The 20,664-nt window shown below is 65.0% G+C and carries 16 protein-coding genes; 7 read left to right on the forward strand and 9 right to left on the reverse strand.

Annotated elements, in window-relative coordinates; all coding sequences use genetic code 11:
- Nucleotides 1–35: 35 nt before the first annotated feature.
- The 3 genes from L8G49_RS00735 to L8G49_RS00745 all read right to left on the reverse strand — a co-directional run bounded on the left by L8G49_RS00735 (nucleotide 36) and on the right by L8G49_RS00745 (nucleotide 6,164).
- Complete coding sequence (locus L8G49_RS00735; protein ID WP_242181801.1) at nucleotides 36–1,400, reverse strand: HlyD family type I secretion periplasmic adaptor subunit; 1,365 nt, start codon at nucleotides 1,398–1,400, stop codon at nucleotides 36–38.
- Nucleotides 1,397–3,121, reverse strand: coding sequence for a type I secretion system permease/ATPase (locus tag L8G49_RS00740; protein ID WP_242182800.1), 1,725 nt, complete (start codon nucleotides 3,119–3,121; stop codon nucleotides 1,397–1,399). Before L8G49_RS00740 ends, L8G49_RS00735 begins: the two co-directional genes overlap by 4 nt.
- A 148-nt stretch (nucleotides 3,122–3,269) precedes the next feature.
- Nucleotides 3,270–6,164, reverse strand: a complete 2,895-nt coding sequence (locus tag L8G49_RS00745; RefSeq protein WP_242181803.1) for an endonuclease/exonuclease/phosphatase family protein — start codon at nucleotides 6,162–6,164, stop codon at nucleotides 3,270–3,272.
- A gap of 430 nt (nucleotides 6,165–6,594) precedes the next feature.
- On the opposite strand from L8G49_RS00745, the gene L8G49_RS21075 reads away from it, so the two are divergent.
- On the forward strand, nucleotides 6,595–7,176 hold the full coding sequence (locus L8G49_RS21075; RefSeq protein WP_242181805.1) for a PEPxxWA-CTERM sorting domain-containing protein: 582 nt from the start codon (nucleotides 6,595–6,597) through the stop codon (nucleotides 7,174–7,176).
- 281 nt (nucleotides 7,177–7,457) lie between these two features.
- Here the strand turns inward: L8G49_RS21075 and L8G49_RS00755 are convergent, their stop codons facing one another.
- Both L8G49_RS00755 and L8G49_RS00760 read right to left on the reverse strand, forming a co-directional pair.
- Nucleotides 7,458–8,660 (reverse strand): hypothetical protein, encoded by a 1,203-nt coding sequence (locus tag L8G49_RS00755; protein WP_242181807.1) that lies wholly within the window; start codon nucleotides 8,658–8,660, stop codon nucleotides 7,458–7,460.
- Between the two features lie 71 nt (nucleotides 8,661–8,731).
- Nucleotides 8,732–10,102, reverse strand: a complete 1,371-nt coding sequence (locus tag L8G49_RS00760) for a cation:proton antiporter (protein ID WP_242137070.1) — start codon at nucleotides 10,100–10,102, stop codon at nucleotides 8,732–8,734.
- 45 nt (nucleotides 10,103–10,147) lie between these two features.
- Between L8G49_RS00760 and L8G49_RS00765 the strand changes: the two genes are divergently transcribed.
- A complete protein-coding gene (locus tag L8G49_RS00765; protein ID WP_242181809.1) occupies nucleotides 10,148–10,537 on the forward strand; it encodes a type II toxin-antitoxin system Phd/YefM family antitoxin in 390 nt (129 codons plus the stop codon).
- Nucleotides 10,537–11,034, forward strand: a complete 498-nt coding sequence (locus L8G49_RS00770; protein ID WP_242181811.1) for a PIN domain-containing protein — start codon at nucleotides 10,537–10,539, stop codon at nucleotides 11,032–11,034. Before L8G49_RS00765 ends, L8G49_RS00770 begins: the two co-directional genes overlap by 1 nt.
- A gap of 1 nt (nucleotide 11,035) precedes the next feature.
- Here L8G49_RS00770 and L8G49_RS00775 read toward each other — a convergent pair whose 3' ends face one another.
- Together L8G49_RS00775 and L8G49_RS21080 are read right to left on the reverse strand one after the other, a co-directional pair.
- Nucleotides 11,036–12,601: a tryptophan halogenase family protein gene (locus tag L8G49_RS00775; protein ID WP_347272024.1), complete on the reverse strand. Its 1,566-nt coding sequence runs from the start codon at nucleotides 12,599–12,601 to the stop codon at nucleotides 11,036–11,038.
- Between the two features lie 27 nt (nucleotides 12,602–12,628).
- Nucleotides 12,629–14,086 (reverse strand): sulfotransferase, encoded by a 1,458-nt coding sequence (locus tag L8G49_RS21080; RefSeq protein WP_242181813.1) that lies wholly within the window; start codon nucleotides 14,084–14,086, stop codon nucleotides 12,629–12,631.
- Between the two features lie 189 nt (nucleotides 14,087–14,275).
- On the opposite strand from L8G49_RS21080, the gene L8G49_RS00785 reads away from it, so the two are divergent.
- Complete coding sequence (locus L8G49_RS00785) at nucleotides 14,276–15,475, forward strand: NF038122 family metalloprotease (RefSeq protein ID WP_242137075.1); 1,200 nt, start codon at nucleotides 14,276–14,278, stop codon at nucleotides 15,473–15,475.
- A gap of 158 nt (nucleotides 15,476–15,633) precedes the next feature.
- On the opposite strand, the gene L8G49_RS00790 is transcribed toward L8G49_RS00785, so the two are convergent.
- The gene (locus L8G49_RS00790) at nucleotides 15,634–15,981 is read right to left on the reverse strand and encodes a hypothetical protein (protein ID WP_242181815.1); all 348 of its coding nucleotides are present in this window, start codon (nucleotides 15,979–15,981) and stop codon (nucleotides 15,634–15,636) included.
- Between the two features lie 162 nt (nucleotides 15,982–16,143).
- On the opposite strand from L8G49_RS00790, the gene L8G49_RS00795 reads away from it, so the two are divergent.
- From L8G49_RS00795 to L8G49_RS00805, 3 genes are all read left to right on the forward strand, one after another.
- On the forward strand, nucleotides 16,144–16,497 hold the full coding sequence (locus L8G49_RS00795; protein WP_242137077.1) for a hypothetical protein: 354 nt from the start codon (nucleotides 16,144–16,146) through the stop codon (nucleotides 16,495–16,497).
- A gap of 77 nt (nucleotides 16,498–16,574) precedes the next feature.
- Entirely contained in the window at nucleotides 16,575–17,456 is an 882-nt protein-coding gene (locus L8G49_RS00800; protein ID WP_242181817.1) for a transporter, read from the forward strand.
- 132 nt (nucleotides 17,457–17,588) lie between these two features.
- Nucleotides 17,589–19,823: a hypothetical protein gene (locus L8G49_RS00805; RefSeq protein WP_242181819.1), complete on the forward strand. Its 2,235-nt coding sequence runs from the start codon at nucleotides 17,589–17,591 to the stop codon at nucleotides 19,821–19,823.
- 51 nt (nucleotides 19,824–19,874) lie between these two features.
- Here the strand turns inward: L8G49_RS00805 and L8G49_RS00810 are convergent, their stop codons facing one another.
- Nucleotides 19,875–20,618 (reverse strand): dienelactone hydrolase family protein, encoded by a 744-nt coding sequence (locus L8G49_RS00810; protein ID WP_242181821.1) that lies wholly within the window; start codon nucleotides 20,616–20,618, stop codon nucleotides 19,875–19,877.
- Nucleotides 20,619–20,664 lie beyond the last annotated feature (46 nt).

Genomic DNA, 20,664 nt, shown 5'->3' on the forward strand with positions numbered 1-20,664 from the left:
CGGTGCGTGGACTACGGCCGTCGCCCGCGATTGCCTCAGTGCTCGCGGAACGCCCCCCAGAACGCCCCGACCAGCGGCTCGAACGCGTAACCGAGCGCCGTCCGCTTGCGCAGCGGGACCAACACCTGCACCGGCATGCCCGCCCGCACCGCGAAGTCCGTGCCGCGCCCCGCGCTCAACCGCGCCAGTTGTGTTCGCGGCACCGTGACCTCGGCGGTGAAATAGGTCGCTCCGGTCTTTTCGTCGGTCAGCGCGTCCGCCGACAGCCGGGTCAGTTGCCCCTCCAGGTCCGGCAAGGTCCGGTCGTGCAGTCCGGGAAACTTGACGAACGTCCGCTGTCCGACCGCGAGATCATCCGCATCATCGGGGGTGATCCGGGCCTGGATCCGCAGCGGGGTCCGTTCCGGTACGATATCCATCAGTTTTTGTCCCGGCGTCACCACCCCCCCGGGCGTGAAGACGCTCAGCGCGATCACCGCGCCCGTAGCCGGCGCACGAATGTCGGTCCGGCGGAGCTGGTCGCGCGCGGCGGCAAGCTTGGGCAAGACATCTCCAAGCCGCGTTTCGACATCGCGCAGATCGGCAGCAGTACGCTCGTGAAAGGTGCGTTCGGCTTCGATCGCGGTAATCTGACTTTCCCGCGCCGCGCCCTGCGTCTGGGCGACGCTCGCCGCATATTGGCCGCGCTGCCCGACCAGTTCGGCGCGCATCCGCTCGAGTTCGCGCAGCCGGGTCTGGGATACGAAACCCTTTTCGGCGAGCGGTGCCAGGGCTTTCAGTTGTTCGTCGATGATCCGCAATTGCTCCTGCGCCGACACCACTTGCGTGTCATAGCCACGCCCCTGGGCAGTGGATTGTGCCGCCCGCTGCCCGAGCGCGCCACGCTGCGCCGCGAGCGTCGCCCGCCGCGCGATCAGTTCGCGTTGCTGTAGCCGGAGCGCCAAGGCGGCATCGTTGCGATCCTCGGGCGGAAGCGTCGCAAATTCCGGGGGCGTGCCGAGTGTCCCCGTCCCGATCTCCTCGGCCTCGAGCCGTGCGCGTTGCGCGAGCAGCCGGATCGCCTGCGCGCTCAGCGCGCGTTCCTGCGCAAGCACCTCGGCGGCGGCGAGACGGACCAGCAACTGGCCGCGCTCCACGCGCTGCCCTTCGCGGACATAGATCGCGCCGACCACCCCGCCATCGCGATGCTGGACCGTCTGCCGCTGGCCGGACACTTCCAGGACCCCGGGCGCATAGGCGGCGGCATCGAGCCGCGCGAATGCCGCCCATCCCAGGAACACCCCGAAGAAGGCGACGGCGATCCCGATCCCGATCCGGATGTCGCCCGACGGGTCGGCAAGCCGCCGTTCGTACCGCTCCGGAAGCTCGGGGCCGGAGAGCACGGTCATCGCGGTCTTCATGCCATGCCTCCGCTGGTTGCCGGTACGTCCGCTACTGGTGGCACCATCCGGCGTACGTTGGGCGGCGCGATCTTGGCGAGGACCTCGTCCCGCGGACCGAACAGATCGGCGCGGCCGTCGCGAAGGACGAGCATCTTGTCGACCACCGGCAACACGCCGAGCTTGTGCGATACCACGATGATCGTCCTGCCCTCTGCCTTCAGCCGCGCGATCGCCATGTTGAGCGCGGCGTCTCCTTCCGAATCGAGATGCGCGTTGGGCTCGTCGAGGACGTACAGCGCGGGGTTGCCGTAGACCGCACGCGCCAGCGCGATGCGCTGCGCCTGCCCCATCGAAACGCCGCGCCCGCCGAGCTGCAGCCGATGGTCGAAGCCGCCGGCAAGGCGCAGGATGAGCGACAGCGCGCCGACTTTTTCGGCCGCGGCGACCGCCTCTGCATCGACGGCGGCCGGGTCGGCTGCGGTTTCGGTGGCGAAGCGGCTGATATTGTCCTTCACCGTCCCCTCGAACAGCGCAGCGTCCTGCGGCAGATAGCCGATATGCCGGGCAAGGACCTCGGGATCCCAATCTCCGAGGTTCGCGTCATCGAACCGGACGCATCCGCGATCCAGCGGGAGCGCCCCCACAATCGCGCGGACCAGCGTCGACTTGCCCGATCCGGAAGGGCCAACGATCGCCAGCACTTCGCCCGGTTCCAGCGAGAACGACACGCCACTCAGGATCGCCGCATCACGCGCAGCGGTGAGGACCGTGACTCCTTCCAGCCGGAGCGTGCCGGTGGGCGTGGGCAGCCGCGTGGGGGGCACTTGCGACGGATCGCCGGCCAGCAACGTGTCGATGTTGCGATAGCCGTCCCGCGCCTGCATCAGGGGCTTCCAGCTACCGATCAGCAACTCGATCGGCGCCAGCGCACGCGCGATCAGAAACGACGCAGCGAAGATCGCACCGCCCGAGATGAGATTGTCGACCGCCAGCATGGCGCCCAGCCCGAGTGCCAGCGATTGCAGCGCTAGCCGCACGAATTTGGTCGCGGTCAGATAGCCGCCGGCGCGAAACCCCGCCTCGGTCTGGAACGCGAGCATCGACAGCCGCTGCCGCAATTGCCGCGCCACGAAGGCCTGCCGCATTCCCAGTGCCTTGATCCCGTCCGCGCCGGTAAGCGCCGCATCCTGCGCCGCGTAGGTCCGCGCGGCGACGTCGTGCGCGCGCGCCATTCCGTCGCGGGTCGCCATTTCGTTCCGCCAGGCAATGACCGGAAGGATCAGCCCGCCGGCCAGCGCGACGACGCCGATCCATGGATGGACGAGAAAGCACACCAGAATGTAGATCGGCGTCCAGGGTGCATCGAACAGCGCGAGAATCGCCGGGCCGGTCAACGTCCCGCGGATCAGGTCGAGGTCGCGCAATGCCTGCCGCGCGACGGGCGACTCCGGACGCCCGAGCGTAGCGTCCAGCAACGCCGGCGCAACGAGCGCGTCGAGCAGCACGCCCGCCCGAACCAGCAACCGACCCCGAACCCGATCCAGCAGCGCAAGGCAGGCAAGCGCGAACAGCAATACGATCGTCAGGAAAAAGAGCGTCTGCAACCCTTTGGTCGGAACGACCCGATCATAGACCTGCAGCATGTACAGCGTCGGGGCGATGTACAGCAGATTGACCAGCGCGCTGAACGCCGCCGCTGCGATCAGGTGACGCCGGCACTGGCGCAGCGCATCCCGCATCCGCCCGTGGAACGGCGAACCGGAACCGGGTTCAGACACGGCCGGCCATCCCCCGCTGGCAACGGGGCGATCGGGCGCTGGCGTAGGGATGTCGGTCATCGAAAGTCCGGACTTCCCCCGGTGCCTCGCGGCACCGGGGGATGGAGGATTACGCCAGGTGCAGCGTGTCGAACATGCTGATGCTGTGCAGATGCTCGAAGACGAAGCCCTCGGCCGTCGCGGGGTCGCTAGCCAGAGCTTCGGGTGCGCTGGTCGCCACCTTCGCCGCAGCCGCGTCAGCGGTCGCCCAGCCGAACGTCTGGGCCGGATCGGTCGTCACCGGCGCTGCGCTGAAGTCGAAGCTGTCGGCATGCATGCCACTGTCGACCTGCGCCGAGGACACCGTGGCCCGGGCAAGGACCGTGCTGAAATCGAACACCGCAAGCTGTGGATCATGGTCGGTCGGGCGATCGTCGCCAAACTGCGAGTTGATATGGACGGCATCGTATTGCGCGTTGGCGAGCAGCGATTTGCTGACCAGGATATGGTCGATCTGCTGGGCATTGCCTTCGAATAGATAGCTGTACCGCTCCTCTGGCGACAGCAGCGTGTTGAGGTCGGTAAACTGCCCGCCCTTGGCCGGGTCAGTCAGCTGCGTCTGCGCATTTTCCCACGAGAACCCGTTCCAGTCGCCCAGGATCGCGATATTTAGGTTGGGGTTGTCGGCCAGATGCGCGTTGACATAGTCTTTCACCCCGGCTGCTTGCGCGGTGCGGGCGGCATCCCCCGCGTCGGCGGGTGGCTGGGTCGCGCCCCACAAGGGATCGCTGCCGCCGCGCGACGTCAGGTGGACGTCGATCGCGGTGACCGTCTGGCCGTGGAACAGGAAGTCGGCGACCAGCGGCTTGCGCGTATTGTTGTAGGCGGCTCCGTCGATCAGCGCCGCACTGCCCTCGACATAGGTGACCCGGTCGAGATTGTAGAGATAGCCGCTGCGAATGTTGCCATTCGGCTCGCCACCGGTGGAATTGGCAGTCGTCGGTGCGATCTCGACATAGGCGTAATGGCCGCCGTTGATCGCTCCGATCGCGTCGATCAGGCCTTGCGCGGTCTTGACGCCCGACAGATCCTTGCCGGTGCCCGCGCCATCGGCGTCCTGGATCTCCTGCAGCGCGATGATGTCGGGCGCGCGCAGGTTATAGACGACGTTGGCCGCCAGCACGTCGAACTTGCCATCCGATGAATCGAGGTTCTCGACGTTGTACGTCGCCATCGAAAGATGCGTGGCGTCGCCGGTCAGGGTCGTCACTTCCTTGGCAAGCGTGACGTCCTTGGTGACGGTCACGGCCTCGGTCACCAGCACTTCATACTTGGCCGCGGCATAGTTCACGATGCCGGTCACGCTGCTCAGTTGATCCCCGATCGAATAGCCAGCCTTGAAACCGGCAAAGATCCCGCTGTCGCCCTGGATCTGGATCTTCTCGGGGTTGAAGTCGCCATTCGCGATGGTGATCCCGCCACGATCGTTGACCCCGGTCGCGCCGACGCCGTGGGAAGCGACGATGTCGGTCTCGGCATATTGGTCGTTGGTCGTATTCGATACGACCAGCGGCTTGTCGATCGTGACTCGCATCCCTTCGAGCGATTCCCAGAAATCGATTCCGTCGGTGGTGGGGTCATAGCTTTTCAAGTTGTCGTCATCGATCACCGTGCTCGGCGGGGTCAGCCCGCCCTGCCCGATCAGGACGGCGTCCGGCAGCTGGTTGTCCCAGCTTTCCAGCGTGACGACCGGCGCGGTGATTTCGGTAACGGTCAAGCCGCCCGTCCCCGCCCGATATTCGGTCACGACGCCCTGGACCGACACCGCATCCCCGACGAAGAATTCAGGAGCGGTTCCCGTGAAAATGAACACTGCGTCCGATGTCCGGCTATTCCCGTCGCCCAGATCCTGAATGTAGAACCCGTTGCTATCGACGGCGGTGACGACGCCCTCGGTCAGCACGGTCTGGCCGACGAACCCCGACGTATGCCCCTCGCCCTGGATCTGCCCGATCTTGAGCGGCAGGATATCGTCGTTGAGGATGATGCCGGTTGCGGTCGCGCGATCGATCGTGGCCCCATTGGTCGGATTGGACAGCGTGATGCTGAACGTCTCATTGGGTTCGGGGGCGCGGTCGCCGAGCACGGGCAAGGAGATCTTCGCGGTTGCCTGCCCGTCGGCGAAGTGCACCGTGCCGGTCAGCGCGACTGCGCCGAAATCGCTGGCGCTCGCGCCGCCGTTCCCGCCGGGCAGCAGGACCGAATAGGTCGCATCGACCGCGCCATTCGCACCGCCGATCCGCGACACTGTAAAGTCGATCATATGGCTGCCGGCATCGCCTTCGATCGTGCTGGCGTCGCCGATGCTGAGAACGCCCGGCACGTTGCCCGTGCCGGCGCTGCTCGTGACCCTGATGTCGTCGATCCCGACCCATTCGTCGTTGCCGATCGCATTGGTCGTCATCACCCGGACCTGCAGCGTCGCTGCATTGTTCGCATCGCTCGGCAAGGTGACCGAAACCGGGATATCGGCGCCAAAGGCGTTTGGACCCGACGTGGCATCGGCGACATAGCCGCCGGGGACGTTGACCCACGCGCCGGTTTCGCCGAGCCGATATTGCACCGCAACCTGCTGCACCGCGTTGTCCGGCCCATTTTCGAGATCGCGCAGCGTGAACGACAGCGTCACGCCCTGGCGACCGGTCGCGTCGAGGTACATCGCGAGATAGGGCGCCGCCGCCGTCCCCGATCCCGAGAGCGCGATCGTCGGGTTGGCGATCTGGAATTCGGTGACGCCACCGGTGGTAAAGGTGTTGGGATTTGTCTGGTTGGCGTTGACGTCAATGACGGGGCTGGTCCCGGTCAGCGTGCGCGGATCGATGCCCGTACCAGACGTGAGCCCGTCGCCGCGATACCCCATGATCGACGGCACCCCCGACCAATCGTCATTGGTCGTGATCAGGCCGATGTTCGACCAATCCTGGTACAGATCGCCGCCGCCCAGGTTCCAATAGGTTGTCGTCAACGCCTTACTCCCCTAGCCACCATCCCCGCCCGATCCGGCCAAACCATTCGGCGTTTCGAGCGGCGATCACTCGCTGCGCAGCGGCCGCTACCCGTGCCATGTGACAGCACTGTGAAAATTGCTTCATAAAGGAAATTTTAACCGCTAGCTGTCGCGCCGCGTCGGCTGCGGTCGCCTCGCACCGGCAAATTCCCCTTATTGCCTGGGTTTATGGTGCGTCTCTCGACAAGGTTTAGGGCGCTAAAGCGATCCGGCATCGACACTGCTGCTTGGTCAATGTCGCAGGATTGCAACAATGTGCCGATAATGGCGCCGCAATCGCGTCGTTATGTGTAGTGTTACAGGGGTGTATGTCATGAAGTGTGTGTCTGTTGTTCTGTCGGCCTGCGTCCTTGCGTTCGGCGCCACTGCCGCCTCTGCTACCACGACGGTGAGCATCGTTTCGGGCAATCGTGGCGTCCCTGTCCAAGGCGGCGGCCCCGTTGCCCAGACGTTCGTCGCGACCGATTCGCTGCTGACCAATTTCGGCTTCCAGTTCGCCACAACGAGCGCTTCGCAAACGACCGCGAACGTGACCTTTTCCCTCCTCGCGGGGAACGGCCTCGGCGGCACCGCGCTGACCAGCAGCACGGCAAACCTCGCTGGCCTCCAGTTCCGCACGGGGACGATGTTCTACGACGTCTTCAACGGCAGCGTCGCGCTGACGGCGGGACAGACCTATACCGCGCTGCTGACCACGACCTCGGCGAACCTCGCCCTGATGTTCGGTCCTGCGCTGGCGCAAACGAGCAACCTCGATGCCTATGCAGGCGGCAGCCTGATCCAGAAGAATATTAACGATACGTCTTGCAACACGGGCGTGTGCGACGCCAATTTCCGCTTCACGACGACCGCCGCGCCGGTTGCGGCGGTGCCGGAGACGGCGACCTGGATGATGCTGCTGGCCGGTTTCGGCATGGTCGGCGCGGCGCTGCGCTACCGCCGTCGTACCATTGCCGTCCGCTTCGCCTGACCGCACCAGCGAAGACGGATGGCGGTCAATTGCCCGCTATCCGTCGGACTGGCCGGCCCGTTGGGGCAAAGCTCCAAGGGCGAGACATCCCGATAACGCTCGCCACAACCAGTGCGCTGGCTGCGTTGCAGGGTGCGCGGTACGCATCCGTTTACGCCCAGACGATCGAGGGCACGGCTCCGCCGTGGCGCACCGCTGGACATGATCGACGTTGCGTTGAGCCAGCCGCCCGCCCCGCTGGCGAAGCAGCGGGCCCGGACGCCGACCGGAAGCGCAACTGGTTACAGGACCCAGTCCGCCTCCAGCCACATCTTGTCCGTATCGGTCGCAAACGCCTCGGCGCGGTAGCGCGCATAGCGTGCCGACAGTGCGGTGTGGCCGCGCTTGATGCTCGCGAGCACGTCCCATTCATCGCCGTAATGCTGATCGAGCCGATCGCTGCGGAAGCGGTGGTAGGTCGTCGACAGTCCGATCGCATCGAGCGGCCCCACCTTCTTCCAGCCCAGCGCGCCGGTGGCGTAAAGATCGCGGATGCCGTTGGCGGGCGTCGTCGTGAACTTGTCGGCCCATCCCTGGAATTTGAACAGGCTCGCCAGCGGCGTCTGCACGCTGGTCAGTGCCCGGCCGTCATCCGCGCCCAGGACTTCCTGGCCGACCGTAGCCGTCACCGGACCGGCGGTCCCGCTGCCCTCGAGCAGCCAATAGCTGGCAGCGTAATGGTTGGGGTTACGGTGCCAGTCGCTCTGGCGCGCATAGCTGGCGGCATAGGCGATGCCGATGCCATGGCCGAGCTGCCGCGTATCGACGAGCCTGACGCCGTACGTCTGGCTTTCCAACTGGAAACCCTGCACCGCCGCATCGTCCTGGTCGACCAGATAGGCGAACCCGGTCAGGGTGCCGATCGGGCTGTGCAAACCGGCCAGCGCAAACACGTTGTTGCCGCCGATCGACTGCGGCCGTGCACCGGACCCGTTGATTCCGTTGATCGACCGGTCCGACCACGCATAGGTGACATCCGCAAAGATCTGCTTGGGATCGCCCCATTGGAACCGCGCGGCATCGTACGTCTGCTGATTCTGCCGGAAGCTGGACGAACCGACGAACCGCTGGTCCGCGAGTTCCACGACCTGTCGACCGGCCGTGACCGTGACCCCATGCGCGGCATAGCGCAGCTGCGCGCGGTTGAGTTCGATGTTCTGCGGATCGGCGACTAGCGGGAAGCCGGTGCGGCCGTTGGTGCCATTATTGTAGCGCTCGACGATCGCCAGGGTCGCCTCGCTCTCGACCAGTGCCTGGAACGGGCCCGACTCGGCCGCAAGGCCGGCGCGGACCCGGGCCGTCAGGGCCTCGGCATCGCGCGGAATGTCGGCTTGATCGACGTCCTCGAAGCGCAGCCGGGCATCGATCAGCGGCTTCAACTGGATGTCCTGTGCGGAAGCGGCGCTGCTCAACAGCGCCACCGCGGCAAGCGGCCACTTCTTCATCGTCACGTCTTTCTGAAAACGGGTGTAGAAACGGGCGCCGCTGCTGTCGGTCGCCCGTCCGGGAGGATGGTTCAGGCCACCCTTGCGAGCGTCCCGTCGAGCGCGACGAGTTCGCCGCTCTGCCGCCCCTTACGGCCATAAAACAGTTCAAACAACGGGGTAGCCATCACTGTTGTGACGATTGCCATCAGCACCAGCATCGCGAACAACGTCGGACCGATGATGCCTTTCTGCAAACCGATGTTGATGATGATCAGCTCCATCAGGCCGCGCGAGTTCATCAGCGCGCCGATCCCCAGGGCCGTGCGGTTGTCCTCGCCCGACAGCCGCGCCGCGAGATAGCAGGCGCCGCCCTTGGCGAGGATCGAAACCACCAGGATACCGAGCGCGATCAGCAGCAACGGGATCGAGTTCACCATGTCCATCCGCGTGTTGAGGCCCGAATAGGTGAAGAACATCGGCAGCAGCAGCACGACCGCTAGGGGTTCGACCTTGCGCTTGATCTCGATCGTCAAAAGGCCACGCGGCATCACGGCGCCAATGATGAATCCGCCGAAGATCGCATGGATGCCGACCAGGTCCATCAGGAACGCCGAGAGGCAGAACGCGGCGAGGATCACGGCAAGGACGGCATAATTCATCTCGCCCTCGCGTTCGACGATCCGTGCGAGCGGTGCGAACAGGCGCGGACCTGCGACCACCACTATCAACGCCCACAGCAGCCCCCCGCCGATTGCCAGGATCGCAACGCCGGGCCCGCCGCCGAACGTCGCGAGGACGATCGCCAGGACACACCACGAACACGCGTCGTCGAACGCCCCGGCCGTCAGCGACAGCGTGCCGAGCGCGCTATCCGCCAATCCACGCTCGTTGATGATGCGCGCGAGCATCGGAAAGGCGGTCAGCGCGATACACGCACCAAGGAACAGCGTGGCATTCGCCTGGCTGACGTGCGGCGCGAACAGGCCGGGCACCGTCAGAAGCGCGGGCGTGATCAAAACCGCCGCGCCGAAGGGCGCTGCAATCCCCGCGAACGATACCATCGAGGCGCTTCGCGCCTTGGCCCGGAAATGGTCGAGGCGCAGCGTGGTGCCCACCAGGAACATGTAGAGCCCGACGCCGAGCTGCGCGCCGGCATACAGGACGTTCTTGGTTTCCTTCGGGAAGATCATGGTCTGCAGGTCCGGAAACGCCAGACCCAACAACGACGGACCAAGCACTACACCGGCGATCATCTCGCCGACGACCTGCGGTTGGCCCAGCAGCTTCTTGCCGAGCCATCCGACGCAGCGGCACGCCAGCAGAATGATCGCGAGTTGCAGGAAGAAATGGATGCTGAAGTCACCCGCCGTGTAGCTCGCCGGCGTAGCGACGGCCGCGGGTCCGTGTGGCGACAGCACGCCGCTGACCGTCTTGCCCAAACTTTCGATCCAGCCTTGCATACAACCCCCGCCCCGACATGCCGACCGCATGCTCTCGAGCATCGCATGAAGATCATCGCCTGCGGGACCTGCAAGCCGTTTGTTGAGCAGCCCGGCATTATTCCGGAGCGCTCGCCGAAAGCGTTGCACGGTCGCCACATTGTAGTAACGTACCTACATCGGAACACTCGTTTGACGGCGCACCAGTCGATGAAAATCCTTAGTAGCCGCCTGTTCAACCAGGATGTCAGCCAGGCAAAACGGATGGCGCGACTCGAGCCGGTCTTCGTCACCGACCGCGGAAAACCGACGCACGTTCTCCTGGGCATCGAGGCGTTTCGTCAGCTGGCGGGCCAGACCGAAACGGTCATCGAGCTGCTCGCGATGGAGGATCCGGTGCTCGTGGAACCGGACTGGCGCGCCCTCGGCGGTCGAAGCGGGAAGCGATCCGACTGATGCATCTGCTCGATACCGCGGTGGTGTGGGAATTGCGGGGCGCAAAGGCGGGCCGTGGCGATCCCGCGCTGACACAATGGGCGTTGGCACAGGCCCGGACGACGCTGTTGCTGTCGGTGATGACGCTGGCCGAACTCGGCGCGGGTGCCGCCCAGATCGAGCGCGCTGACAAAGTCGGCGCGGCGGCGATCCGGCGCTGGATCGTGGACCGCGTCCTCCCGGCGTTCGACGGGCGCATCCTGCCCGTCGACGCGCAGGTAGCGCGCCGCGCAAACGAGCTTGGCTATGCCGACATGCGCGACGGCCTGATCGCGGCGACGGCGCTCGAACACGGGCTCACCTTGGCAACGCGGCATGAGGCGGCCTTTCGTGCGGGTCGCGTCAAGACCGTCAATCCCTGGGGCTATACCGCCGACGCCGCAGGCGACGACAGCGACTGGCGACAGGCGACGCGCGCCGGACCGCTGTGGCTCAAGAACCTGTTCGTGCGCGGATAGGCTATCGGTCGGAAGAGGCCGATCGGGCAAATTGCTCGACCAGCGCGCGGTGCGACGGCAGTTCGAGGATGGCGCGTTCGCCATAGGATTTGACCCGCTCGAACAGGCGCTGCGCGGCGGCGACGTCCGGGAAATCGTTTTCACCGCCCGACAGATCGGTACGGAAACCCATCCCGTACAGGATGTACTGATAATTGAAGAAGGCGAACGACTCGACGTCGAGTTGGAAATCGAAACGGCTGGGCGGCCGAAATTGCCATTGCTCCAGCAACTCCTGCAAGGCGGGCGGTATCGACGAGGGGTCGGCATTGTCTCGCCAGAACGGCTCCGGACGTCGACTGAGACAGTAATGCAGCTTCAGGAAATTGACGATTGCGGCGTAGCGCGCGGTCATCAGCGCGTTGAACCGCCGCGCGGGAAGATCGATCGGCCCCTGATGCGGAAACAGTTCCGCGATCATCCCCACCGCCGCCTCGATCATCACGACCCCAGTCGATTCCAGCGGCTCGAGAAACCCGCCCGCAAGGCCCACCGCAACGCAATTGCCGATCCAGGGCTGCTCGCGGTACCCCGCCGAAAAGCTCAAGTTCCGCAGCGCCAGGTCGCCGACGCCTGCGCCGACATGCGCCGCCAGGATAGCGCTCGCGCGGTCGTCATCCATGTACCGGCTGGAATAGACGCAACCGACCCCGCGCGCGCTCGCCAGACCGATGTCCCAAATCCAGCCGGCTTCATGCGCTGTCGCGATCGTGTAGCTTTCGATCGGCGCGTCCGGGCGTTCGTACGGCACCTTGCAGCTGATGGCCCGGTCGGCAAACAGGTACGGCGCGACGGAACCAAAGGGCGAGCCGAGCGCCCGGCCGATCAATTCCGCGCGGAACCCCGTGCAGTCGATGAACAGGTCAGCGGTCAGCGCGCCATGCTCGGTCTCGACATGATCGATCCGTCCCGCGGCGGTCAAAACGACATCCGTCACCCGCCCCGTGCGATGGTCGACGCCAAGCTGGCGGGCGCGATCTGCCAGAACCTGCGACAGGCGCACCGCATCGAAATGATAGGCGTAATTGAGCGGCCCCGCGAAGTCCCCCTCGCCGGGCTGCTTGGGCCCGCGCCGCGCTTCCGCGACGCGGTTCTGGATCGTCACGGCCTCCGCAAAGGCGGGCCGGGCGGCATCATCGCGCAGCAGCCAATACGGGACGAGGCTGGTATCCTCGGTAGAGAATGGCGGCTCGAAGGGATGGAAGTAGGACGCATGCCGCCCTGCCCCGGCAGGCTCCAGCCAGTCGGTAAAGCGCACCCCCTGTTTGAACGTCGCGGCAGCCCCGCGCACGAACACGCCCTCGTCGATGCCAAGGAACCGCAGCGTTTCGCGGATCGTGGGAAAGGTGCCTTCCCCGACACCGATGATGCCGATCTCCGGGGATTCGAGCAGGGTGATCCGGATCGACGGGCCCAGCGCCTTGGCCAGATACGCGGCGGTCAACCACCCTGCGGTGCCGCCGCCGATGATCAGAATGGTGTTCCGCCGCCCCATCCCTGACGCATAGCGCGGGGCGTTACCCGGCAACAGCCCCGGGCGTCGGTCGACCGCCGATTATGCGAACGGATACGCCGCCGTGAACGGCTGCAGGAAGGACCGATAGGGCTCCGCAACGCCAAGCCCGTCCCGATTGATCGGCCGGCGGACCTGAAGCGCGCTGGCAGTCGCGACCCGTCGCTGGGTCAGGTGCGGCGCGTAGACGCCCTGTTCCTCGTCCAGTCCGCAATGCTCCAGCAGCCGCGCCGTCCATTCGGCCGGCGCCTCGACCAATGCGCCGTACGGTACGACCAGCAACCGGTCGCCCAGCAGCGACTTCCAGAAGTGCATGAGCTGGTCCTCCAGCGCGAAATGATGCGCGATATCGGCAAGGTCGAAGCTCCAGCCGACGCCGTGGATGAAAAAGGTGCGAAAGCACGACCAGGCATTGTCGAGCGGATCCCGCCGCATCCAGACCAGCGGCGCGTCGGGCAGCACCGTCGCGATCAGTCCGACGAAGCGACTGGCATCGATCGTCTTGTCGACGATGCGACCGCTCGGTCCGAAACGCTCGGACAACAGGTGAAGGTAGAGCGACCCCAGACTGTCCAGCGTGCCGCCGTTCGCCAGATATCGCCCGATCGCGCTGCCCGAATTGCCACCCGCTGCAACCGCGACGTGCTGCAGGATATTGAGCTCCCCGCCGTCCTGCACCGCGCTGTGGCTGGCCAGGATCTGTTCCACCAGCGTCGTCCCGGAACGGGGCAGGCCCGTCACGAAGATCGGGCGGCTGGTGTCGATCGCCATGGGTGTGCCGGACCGATCGAGCCGTCCGTCCGCGAAGCCTTCCATCGCCGCGGCGGCGTTTGCCGCATCGGCCTGGCGACTGTACGGCGATGCCGCCTTGAGCAGTGCAGCACCGCGCGCGAAGGCGGCAAAGGCGGCGGCGGGATCGCCGCGGTCGGCATGCAGCTTGCCCAGCGCGTAGCAATAGCGCGCGAGATCACCCGCCCCTTGCCGCTCCGCCACGCCGGCCTCGGCCAGAAGCTGATCCCCGATCGGGCTGTCCGCCAGATTGACCGCCGAAGCGAGCGACAGCCACGCCGGCCCCCAACCCGGCCGATGACGCAGCGCTTCGAGCAAATGGGCACGGGCCTCGTCGACGCGCCCCAGGGTCATCGCCGTGTTGCCGAGCACATAGGCATGACCGCCCGGATCGGGCACGTCCCGCGGCAGCTGCGCCAACAGATCGTGCGCTTCCTGCAAGCGATGCGCCTGCGTCAGCAAAACGACCTTGGAATAGCGCGCCATCGGCGTGTTGCCGGCGGCCGCGATGAACGCGTCGATCGCCCGCAGCGCGAGCGTCAGTTCCCCGCTCACCTGCATCAGTTGCGAAATTGCTTTCCAGTGGCTGCCAAGGCGCATGTTCTGGTCGAGCATTCGGGTCACGACATGGGTCGTTTCGGCACGATCGCGTCGGTCCAGCGCGGCCTTCAGGTGCTCAAGGATCGCCGGCAGCGCAGTCGGTGTCGTCACAGTCATCGCCCTTATCGATCTTTCTCTTCGGTACATCTGCCGGCGCGCCATGCCATCGCCGCGACCGATCCCTCACATTACAACGGGTTGACAAACTGTCACGGTCGCAACATTCCTTTCGTTAACGGAGCGTTAACCGACCGATTTGAGTCGTGTGGCAGCTCCGTTGGGTAATCAAGGGGGCAACCTATGCGTTTCAAGAATATTCTGGCTTCCGGAGCCGCGGCGTTCCTTATCGCGTCCGTGCCGGCTTCGGCGACGACCATCAACCTGATCGACCTCGGCGGTGTAAAGGGCTCTCAGGCAGAACAGGGATTCAAGATTGCGGCGTCCTATTGGGGGTCGATGTTTACCAATAACGCGGTGATCAATCTGGGTGTCGGCTTCGCGCCCTTGGCCACCGGCATCATCGGCTCGACCGGCAGCACGCGCGTCGATTACGGCGTTGCGCAGTGGGAATCGCAGGTCAACGCGACCAAGAGCGGTTCGACCATCGACAAGAACATCGTCCTGCCGTCGCTCAACAACGGCGGCGCGAGCTTCATCACCAACGGCACGACGACCACCAACGGCAAAACCAACGACGATGCCAGCAAGCTGGCATACAATCCCGGTGCAACGGCGAGCAGCCAGACGCTGTACATGAACACGTCGGTGGTCAAGGCGATCGGCGGCGACACCGGCCTGGCAGCCGGCACGCGCGACGGCAACGTCACGTTCAGCAGCAACTTCAACTTCGACTTCAACCCGACCGATGGCATCTCGGACAACACCTTCGATTTCATCGGGGTGGCAATCCACGAGATTGGTCACGCGCTGGGCTTCGTCTCGGGCGTCGATTTCCTCGACGTCTATGCACTCGGCAAGGGTCCGTCGGCGGGTACTCTCGGCTACAGCCTCAACGACACGTCGATCTACAGCGCGCTCGACATGTTCCGGTACAGCACCGACCCGACGAACGTCGTCCTCGGCACCAAGCCGGTGCTCGATCTGTCGGTCGGGGGAACGAAGTACTTCTCGGTCGATGGCGGCAAGACCGCGCTGTTCAACAACACCTTCTCCACCGGCCGGTATAATGGCGACGGGCAGCAGGCGTCGCACTGGAAGGACACGCCGGGTTGCGCCGTGGGTAACGGCATCATGGACCCGACCTTCTGCTACAGCCAGACGGGCGCGGTGACGGGTCTCGACCTGGCGGCGTTCGATGCGATGGGGTGGAACCTCAGCGTCGACGCGCTGTCGTACAAGACGACATCGACGGCGCAGATCTACAGCATGTTCGCGGCGTCGGTTCCCGAGCCGGCAACGTGGGGGATGATGCTGGTCGGCTTCGGACTGGTCGGCGGGACGATGCGCCGCCGGGCGCCCAAGGTCCGCTACGCGGTCTGATCGATTACGGTCGACAAGGAAAAGGCGCTGCCGGTCCGACGACCGGCAGCGCCTTTTTTATATGCGAGACGCCGATGCGGTGAGCTTTTTCGCGCTACGTGCCACGCTCCCCGCTCGCGCGGGGCGAACGGAACTACCCGTCCGCCCGCGCGATCAGCTCATTTCGCGAGGGCGCGCAATCGCGCTTCGGCGCGGCTGGCGCGTGCGGCGCAGGCGTTCATCTGAGATGCCGCTTGCGCCGCGACGATCTTGCGGTTTTGCCCGGCAATCGCCGCCTTCACCTGTGCCGGGTCGCGCGAATCCAGTCGTCCCATGAAATAGGATCCGACCGACGCACCGACCTGCCGACCGTGCGCGTCGGTCGATTTCGAGGCGAGGGCATTGCTCAGCAACACGCACCGCACTTCATCGACGACCGTCTGTGCGTGGGCCGACCCCGACAGGCCGACCGCCGCCAGGATCGACAAGGCGATCGCAGCGCGCCGTGGAACGTAGTTTGGCTTCATGGTTATTCCTCCCCTTTTCCGGCAGCTTACCCGTTATTTCGAACCGATCAAGATGACCAGCGCGGTATCGGATCACCCCTTTGCGCATGCCAGGAAGCGCGCCCGAGGAACGACTGCGCCCGTGCACCGTTGAGCATCCGCAACAATCGGGATCGATCTACGATGAAAGCTCTCCTACCCTTCGCCGCGCTCCTGTCGCTCGGTACGTCTGCCGCGTTCGCGCAGAGCACTACGCAATCGGCCAATGCGGAAGCCGCCGCCCGAGCTGCCGCGCCCAGCGCCGCCGATGCGGTCAATGCCCGCAATCAGGCGCAATATGAGAGCGACATGGCGAGTTACGCGCGCTCACTGCGGGCTAACCATCGCGAGGCAGTCCGCGACGAGGTCCATTACGATCATCAGCGGCGCGCCTATGCCGACGCGATGGCGGACTGGCGGAACCAGGTGTATGCGTGCCGTCACGGTCACACCCGGGCGTGCAAGGCACCTACGCCGAACCCGGCCAACTATTACTGAGCCCGTGCGGTTCGGACCGATGCACATCAACCAATCACAACTTGCTCCGGACCGTAAGTGCTCGCAATGGATCGGGAATGAGATACGTGTCGTTTCCGTCTAAATCCGCCGTGCGCCTCGGCGCCTTGTTGTTCGTGGCGCTGGCCGCTCCCTTGCACGCACAGGAGGCGGCCAAGGGCGACCCGGCCCAGGGCACCGGGCCGTTGCCGCCCAACGTCGCGCCGGATCCGACGCCGATCTGTACCGATCGTCCGACGAAGGCGACCACGACTTGCACCGTTCCCGCAGGCGCGGTGCAGATCGAAACGGACCTGATCAACTGGACCCGCGAAACGCAGGACGGGGTGCGCACCGATACCCTGCTGTACACCAACCCCACGCTCAAATACGGCATCGGCAAGCATACCGACATCCAGATCAACATCGCGCCGTATGAAACGGTGCGTTCGCGCATGCCCGACGGGTCGGTGACGACCGATCGCGGGATCGGTGATCTCTACGTCCGCGCCAAGCAGAAGCTGACCGTCGACAAGTCCAAGACGCAAGTCTCGCTGGTGGGGTTCGTAAAGGCACCGACGGCCGGGTCGGTTCTGGGTAACGGCGCGTGGGAAGGCGGGGCCATCGTGCCGGTCAACGTTCCGCTGCCCTTCAAGTTCACGCTCACCACGAGCCCGGAGCTGGACATTGCCGGCGATCAGGCCGTGTCCGGCGGGCACCATGCCGAACTCGCGAATCTCATCAACCTGTCGCACCCCGTCGGCAAGAACGCGACCGTCTATGCCGAGCTTTGGACCAAGGAAAGTTTCGAGCCGCGCAACAATAGCCAGCAATATTCGGCGGACGTCGCTGCGTCCTATCAATTGACGAAAACGCTGCAGCTGGATGCCGCCGCCTATATCGGGCTCAACCGGGAAACGCCCGGGCTCCAGCTCTATACCGGGATTTCGACCCGGTTCTGATCCGCCGAAACGTCGGCTGGATCCGCCGCATGGTCGACCGGCGGCATTGATTGGACCTGTCCCTTGCGTGTCACATCTTCGGCGCATCCTCTCGGAAGAGGCGCTGGAGCGACTCGCAAGGGGGGAGCGGCCATGCTGGACACGCGGCGTCACGACTTCAGCTCGTTATCCGTTCGGGATTTGCTCGAAGCGCGAGAGGCCTATCATGTGCACTTGGCGCACCTGAGCCAGGTCTACGCCACCGCGATCGGCAAATATCTGATCCGCAAGGGCGATGAGAACAGCAGCGATCCGCGGCATCGCACCGATCCCGCCGAGCTCGGTCCCAGAACACTCGACAATTGCGACGTCAGGGACTGGTCGTGGCCGTGCGTGTTGGTGTTCGTGCGCCATTGGTTCACACCGAAGGAAATCCAGGCAAATCCCGCACTCGCAACCGAACTGGTGCCGTCGTTCCTGTATCTGCCCGACGGCCGGGTCGTCCCGACCTGCGTGGTCCAGGTCGATCCCGATGTTCGACCGGAGACCAGCCCGGCCACGCCCGACTTCAAGAGCGATCTGGTCGGGGGCGGGTTTCCGATCCGGTCGAGCGCTCAGGGGCGTACGCACGTCGGCTCGATCGGCTGCCTAGTAACCGACGGGGAGAGCGTGTTCGCCTTGACCAACCGGCATGTCGCGGGATCGCCCGGGCAGGTGATTTACGCCGGCTTCAAGAACCAGGCGCGCCGCCTCGGCGTGAGCGATCCCCGACAACTCGGCAAGGTCCCCTTCGAGGAAGCCTATCCCGGCTGGACGGCGCACCGGTCGGTGTCGAACCTCGACGCCGGGCTGATTCGGCTCGATGACGTGGCGGGCTGGACGGCGCAGGTCTATGGGATCGGCGAAATCGGGGACGTGGTAGATCTCAACGTCGACACGTTCCGGCTCGACCTGATCGACTGCCCGCTGGTCGCGTTCGGTGCGGTGAGCGGGATGATGAAGGGACGCATCCTCGGCCTCTTCTATCGGTATAAGAGCGTCGGTGGGACCGACTACGTCACCGATCTGGTGATCGCCCCGCGCGACGGCGAAACCGCGCTCAACAACTATCCCGGCGACTCCGGCGCGATCTGGTTCGAGGACGAGGCATCGGCGCCGATCAACGCGAACGGTGCGCGCAAACTGCGGCCCGTTGCGCTCGAATGGGGCGGGCAGGTCCTGCTGGCCCCCGGGGCCCGGACCGCGACGCAACTGGCTCTCGGCATCTGCCTGTCGACGATCTGCCGCACGCTCGACGTGGAAGTGATCCCTGACTGGAACGTCGGCCACACCGAATATTGGGGTGAATGGGGCCACGTAAAGATCGGCAGCTACGCCACCAGCCTGATCGAGCCGGAACTTTCGCTGGCGGCATCGATGGAGGCCAATGCAGACGTGATCGGGGTCGACGACGCGGTGCTGAAGACGCTGCCCCCGCATAAAAACGGCACCTTCTCCCCGCTTGCCGACGTTGCCGATCTGGTTTGGCGGTTCGGTCGGCCCAGCGACGAGAGCAATCATTTCGCCGACATGGACAAGCCGGGCAAGGACGGCAGGACACTGCTCGAGCTGTGCGCGGATCCCGCCAATGTCGATCCGGGTGTGTGGAATGCCTATTACGACGGGATCGGCGAAAACAAGAAACGCGGCGCACTGCCATTCCGGGTATGGCAGATCGCCGAAGCGATGATCGGCTATGCCGAAAACAACCGGGCGCTTGAGTTCGTTTGTGCCGCCGGCATCGTCGCGCATTATGTCGGGGACGCATGCCAGCCACTGCACATCTCGCAATATCACCATGGCCGCGATCCGACCGACAAGACGCATTCCAAGGTTCACAGCATCTATGAAACGACGATGGTCGCGAAGCACGGTGCAGCGCTGCTGGAAATGATTTCGAACGCAGGAGCCGCGGATGTCCCGCCGATCGAGCCCGGGGGCAAGCCGAGCGGCCACGCTATCGCGGTAGCGGTCGTCGCGCTGATGCAACGAACCGTCGATCGCCTCCCGCCCCTCACGATCGTCGATGCGTTCAACGATCATATGGGTGCCGGTCAAACCGAGGAATTGTGGAACGAACTCAAAGATAAGACCGCCGCTTGCATGCAGGATGGCGCCAAGACGCTTGCCAGGATCTGGGAAGCCGCCTGGCGTGCGGGCGGGTCACCGGACTTCGGAAGCGTAGCCTTTGCCGAAGATGACCTCGCCGCACTCTACTCCCGAAAGAGCTTCCTTCCGTCCTACACGCTCGACCAGCTCACCACGGGCGCTGATCACCACATCGTTCCGATCGACGGCGCAATCGCTAACGGACAGGTGGCGTTTCGGCCGAGACACGGGACGACTTGACGCCTGCCTTTGACTTAATGGCGGCGACCGACATGATCACCATAGCCGTCGCTACAGCAGGGCACGGCGGTAAAACTCGAGCGTCAGCGTCATCGCCTGAAGAAACAGCGCCGGATCATAGCGCGGTCCTTCATCCCGCAGAAACGCATGCTGTGCGTTCAGTTCGTGCCACGCATAGGATATCCCGAGCGTTTCGAGCCGCGCGCGGATCGCTTCCCGCCCGGCGAATGGAACATGCGGATCCTGCCGTCCCCATACGAACAGCATCTCCGCCTTCAGTCCCGCCATCCGCGACAGACTGTCGTCCGACCGCCCTTCCCCGAGCGTCCCGGAATGAATGTCGGTCGGATAAAAGCACGCCGCCGCCAACACGCGGGGATCGAGCGCCGCACGATACGCCAGATGGCCGCCCAGACAGACGCCGAACGTCGCCAGCTTGCCATTGCACGCCGGATGCTGCGCCAGCGCCGTCAGGCCCGCGTGCGCGTCGGCATCATAACCGGCCACCGGCTTTTGCACCTTCAAGGCATTGCCGCGGTCGGTTCCGGCCTGATCATATGCCAACACGGTGCCGGCCGGCTCATATTCGTGATACACCTCCGGTACGCCCACGACATAGCCGTTGCCCGCGATCATCGCGGCCAGTCGCCGGATCGGGGCGGTGACCTGATAGATCTCCGAAAAGAGCAGGACGCCCGGAAAACGCCCGTCGATTGCGGGCCGAAAGAGATGCATGCGCATCGGTCCGCCGCCGGCCACGTCGACGTCCTGAAATTCGTCACTGCGCAAGATCATCCGTCGGTCCTCCTTCGCCCATTGAGCGCTGCGACCCGGTCCTAGC

This window comes from Sphingomonas sp. CARO-RG-8B-R24-01 (assembly GCF_022662295.1).
GTDB lineage: Bacteria > Pseudomonadota > Alphaproteobacteria > Sphingomonadales > Sphingomonadaceae > Sphingomonas.

Bases quoted from the DNA above. Each gene is read 5' to 3' on its own strand.
- L8G49_RS00735 (WP_242181801.1), bottom strand. From the start codon at position 1,400: ATGAAGACCGCGATGACCGTGCTCTCCGGCCCCGAGCTTCCGGAGCGG.
- L8G49_RS00740 (WP_242182800.1), bottom strand. From the start codon at position 3,121: ATGCGGGATGCGCTGCGCCAGTGCCGGCGTCACCTGATCGCAGCGGCG.
- L8G49_RS00755 (WP_242181807.1), bottom strand. From the start codon at position 8,660: ATGAAGAAGTGGCCGCTTGCCGCGGTGGCGCTGTTGAGCAGCGCCGCT.
- L8G49_RS00760 (WP_242137070.1), bottom strand. From the start codon at position 10,102: ATGCAAGGCTGGATCGAAAGTTTGGGCAAGACGGTCAGCGGCGTGCTG.
- L8G49_RS00765 (WP_242181809.1), top strand. From the start codon at position 10,148: ATGAAGATCATCGCCTGCGGGACCTGCAAGCCGTTTGTTGAGCAGCCC.
- L8G49_RS00770 (WP_242181811.1), top strand. From the start codon at position 10,537: ATGCATCTGCTCGATACCGCGGTGGTGTGGGAATTGCGGGGCGCAAAG.
- L8G49_RS00785 (WP_242137075.1), top strand. From the start codon at position 14,276: ATGCGTTTCAAGAATATTCTGGCTTCCGGAGCCGCGGCGTTCCTTATC.
- L8G49_RS00790 (WP_242181815.1), bottom strand. From the start codon at position 15,981: ATGAAGCCAAACTACGTTCCACGGCGCGCTGCGATCGCCTTGTCGATC.
- L8G49_RS00795 (WP_242137077.1), top strand. From the start codon at position 16,144: ATGAAAGCTCTCCTACCCTTCGCCGCGCTCCTGTCGCTCGGTACGTCT.
- L8G49_RS00800 (WP_242181817.1), top strand. From the start codon at position 16,575: ATGAGATACGTGTCGTTTCCGTCTAAATCCGCCGTGCGCCTCGGCGCC.
- L8G49_RS00805 (WP_242181819.1), top strand. From the start codon at position 17,589: ATGCTGGACACGCGGCGTCACGACTTCAGCTCGTTATCCGTTCGGGAT.
- L8G49_RS00810 (WP_242181821.1), bottom strand. From the start codon at position 20,618: ATGATCTTGCGCAGTGACGAATTTCAGGACGTCGACGTGGCCGGCGGC.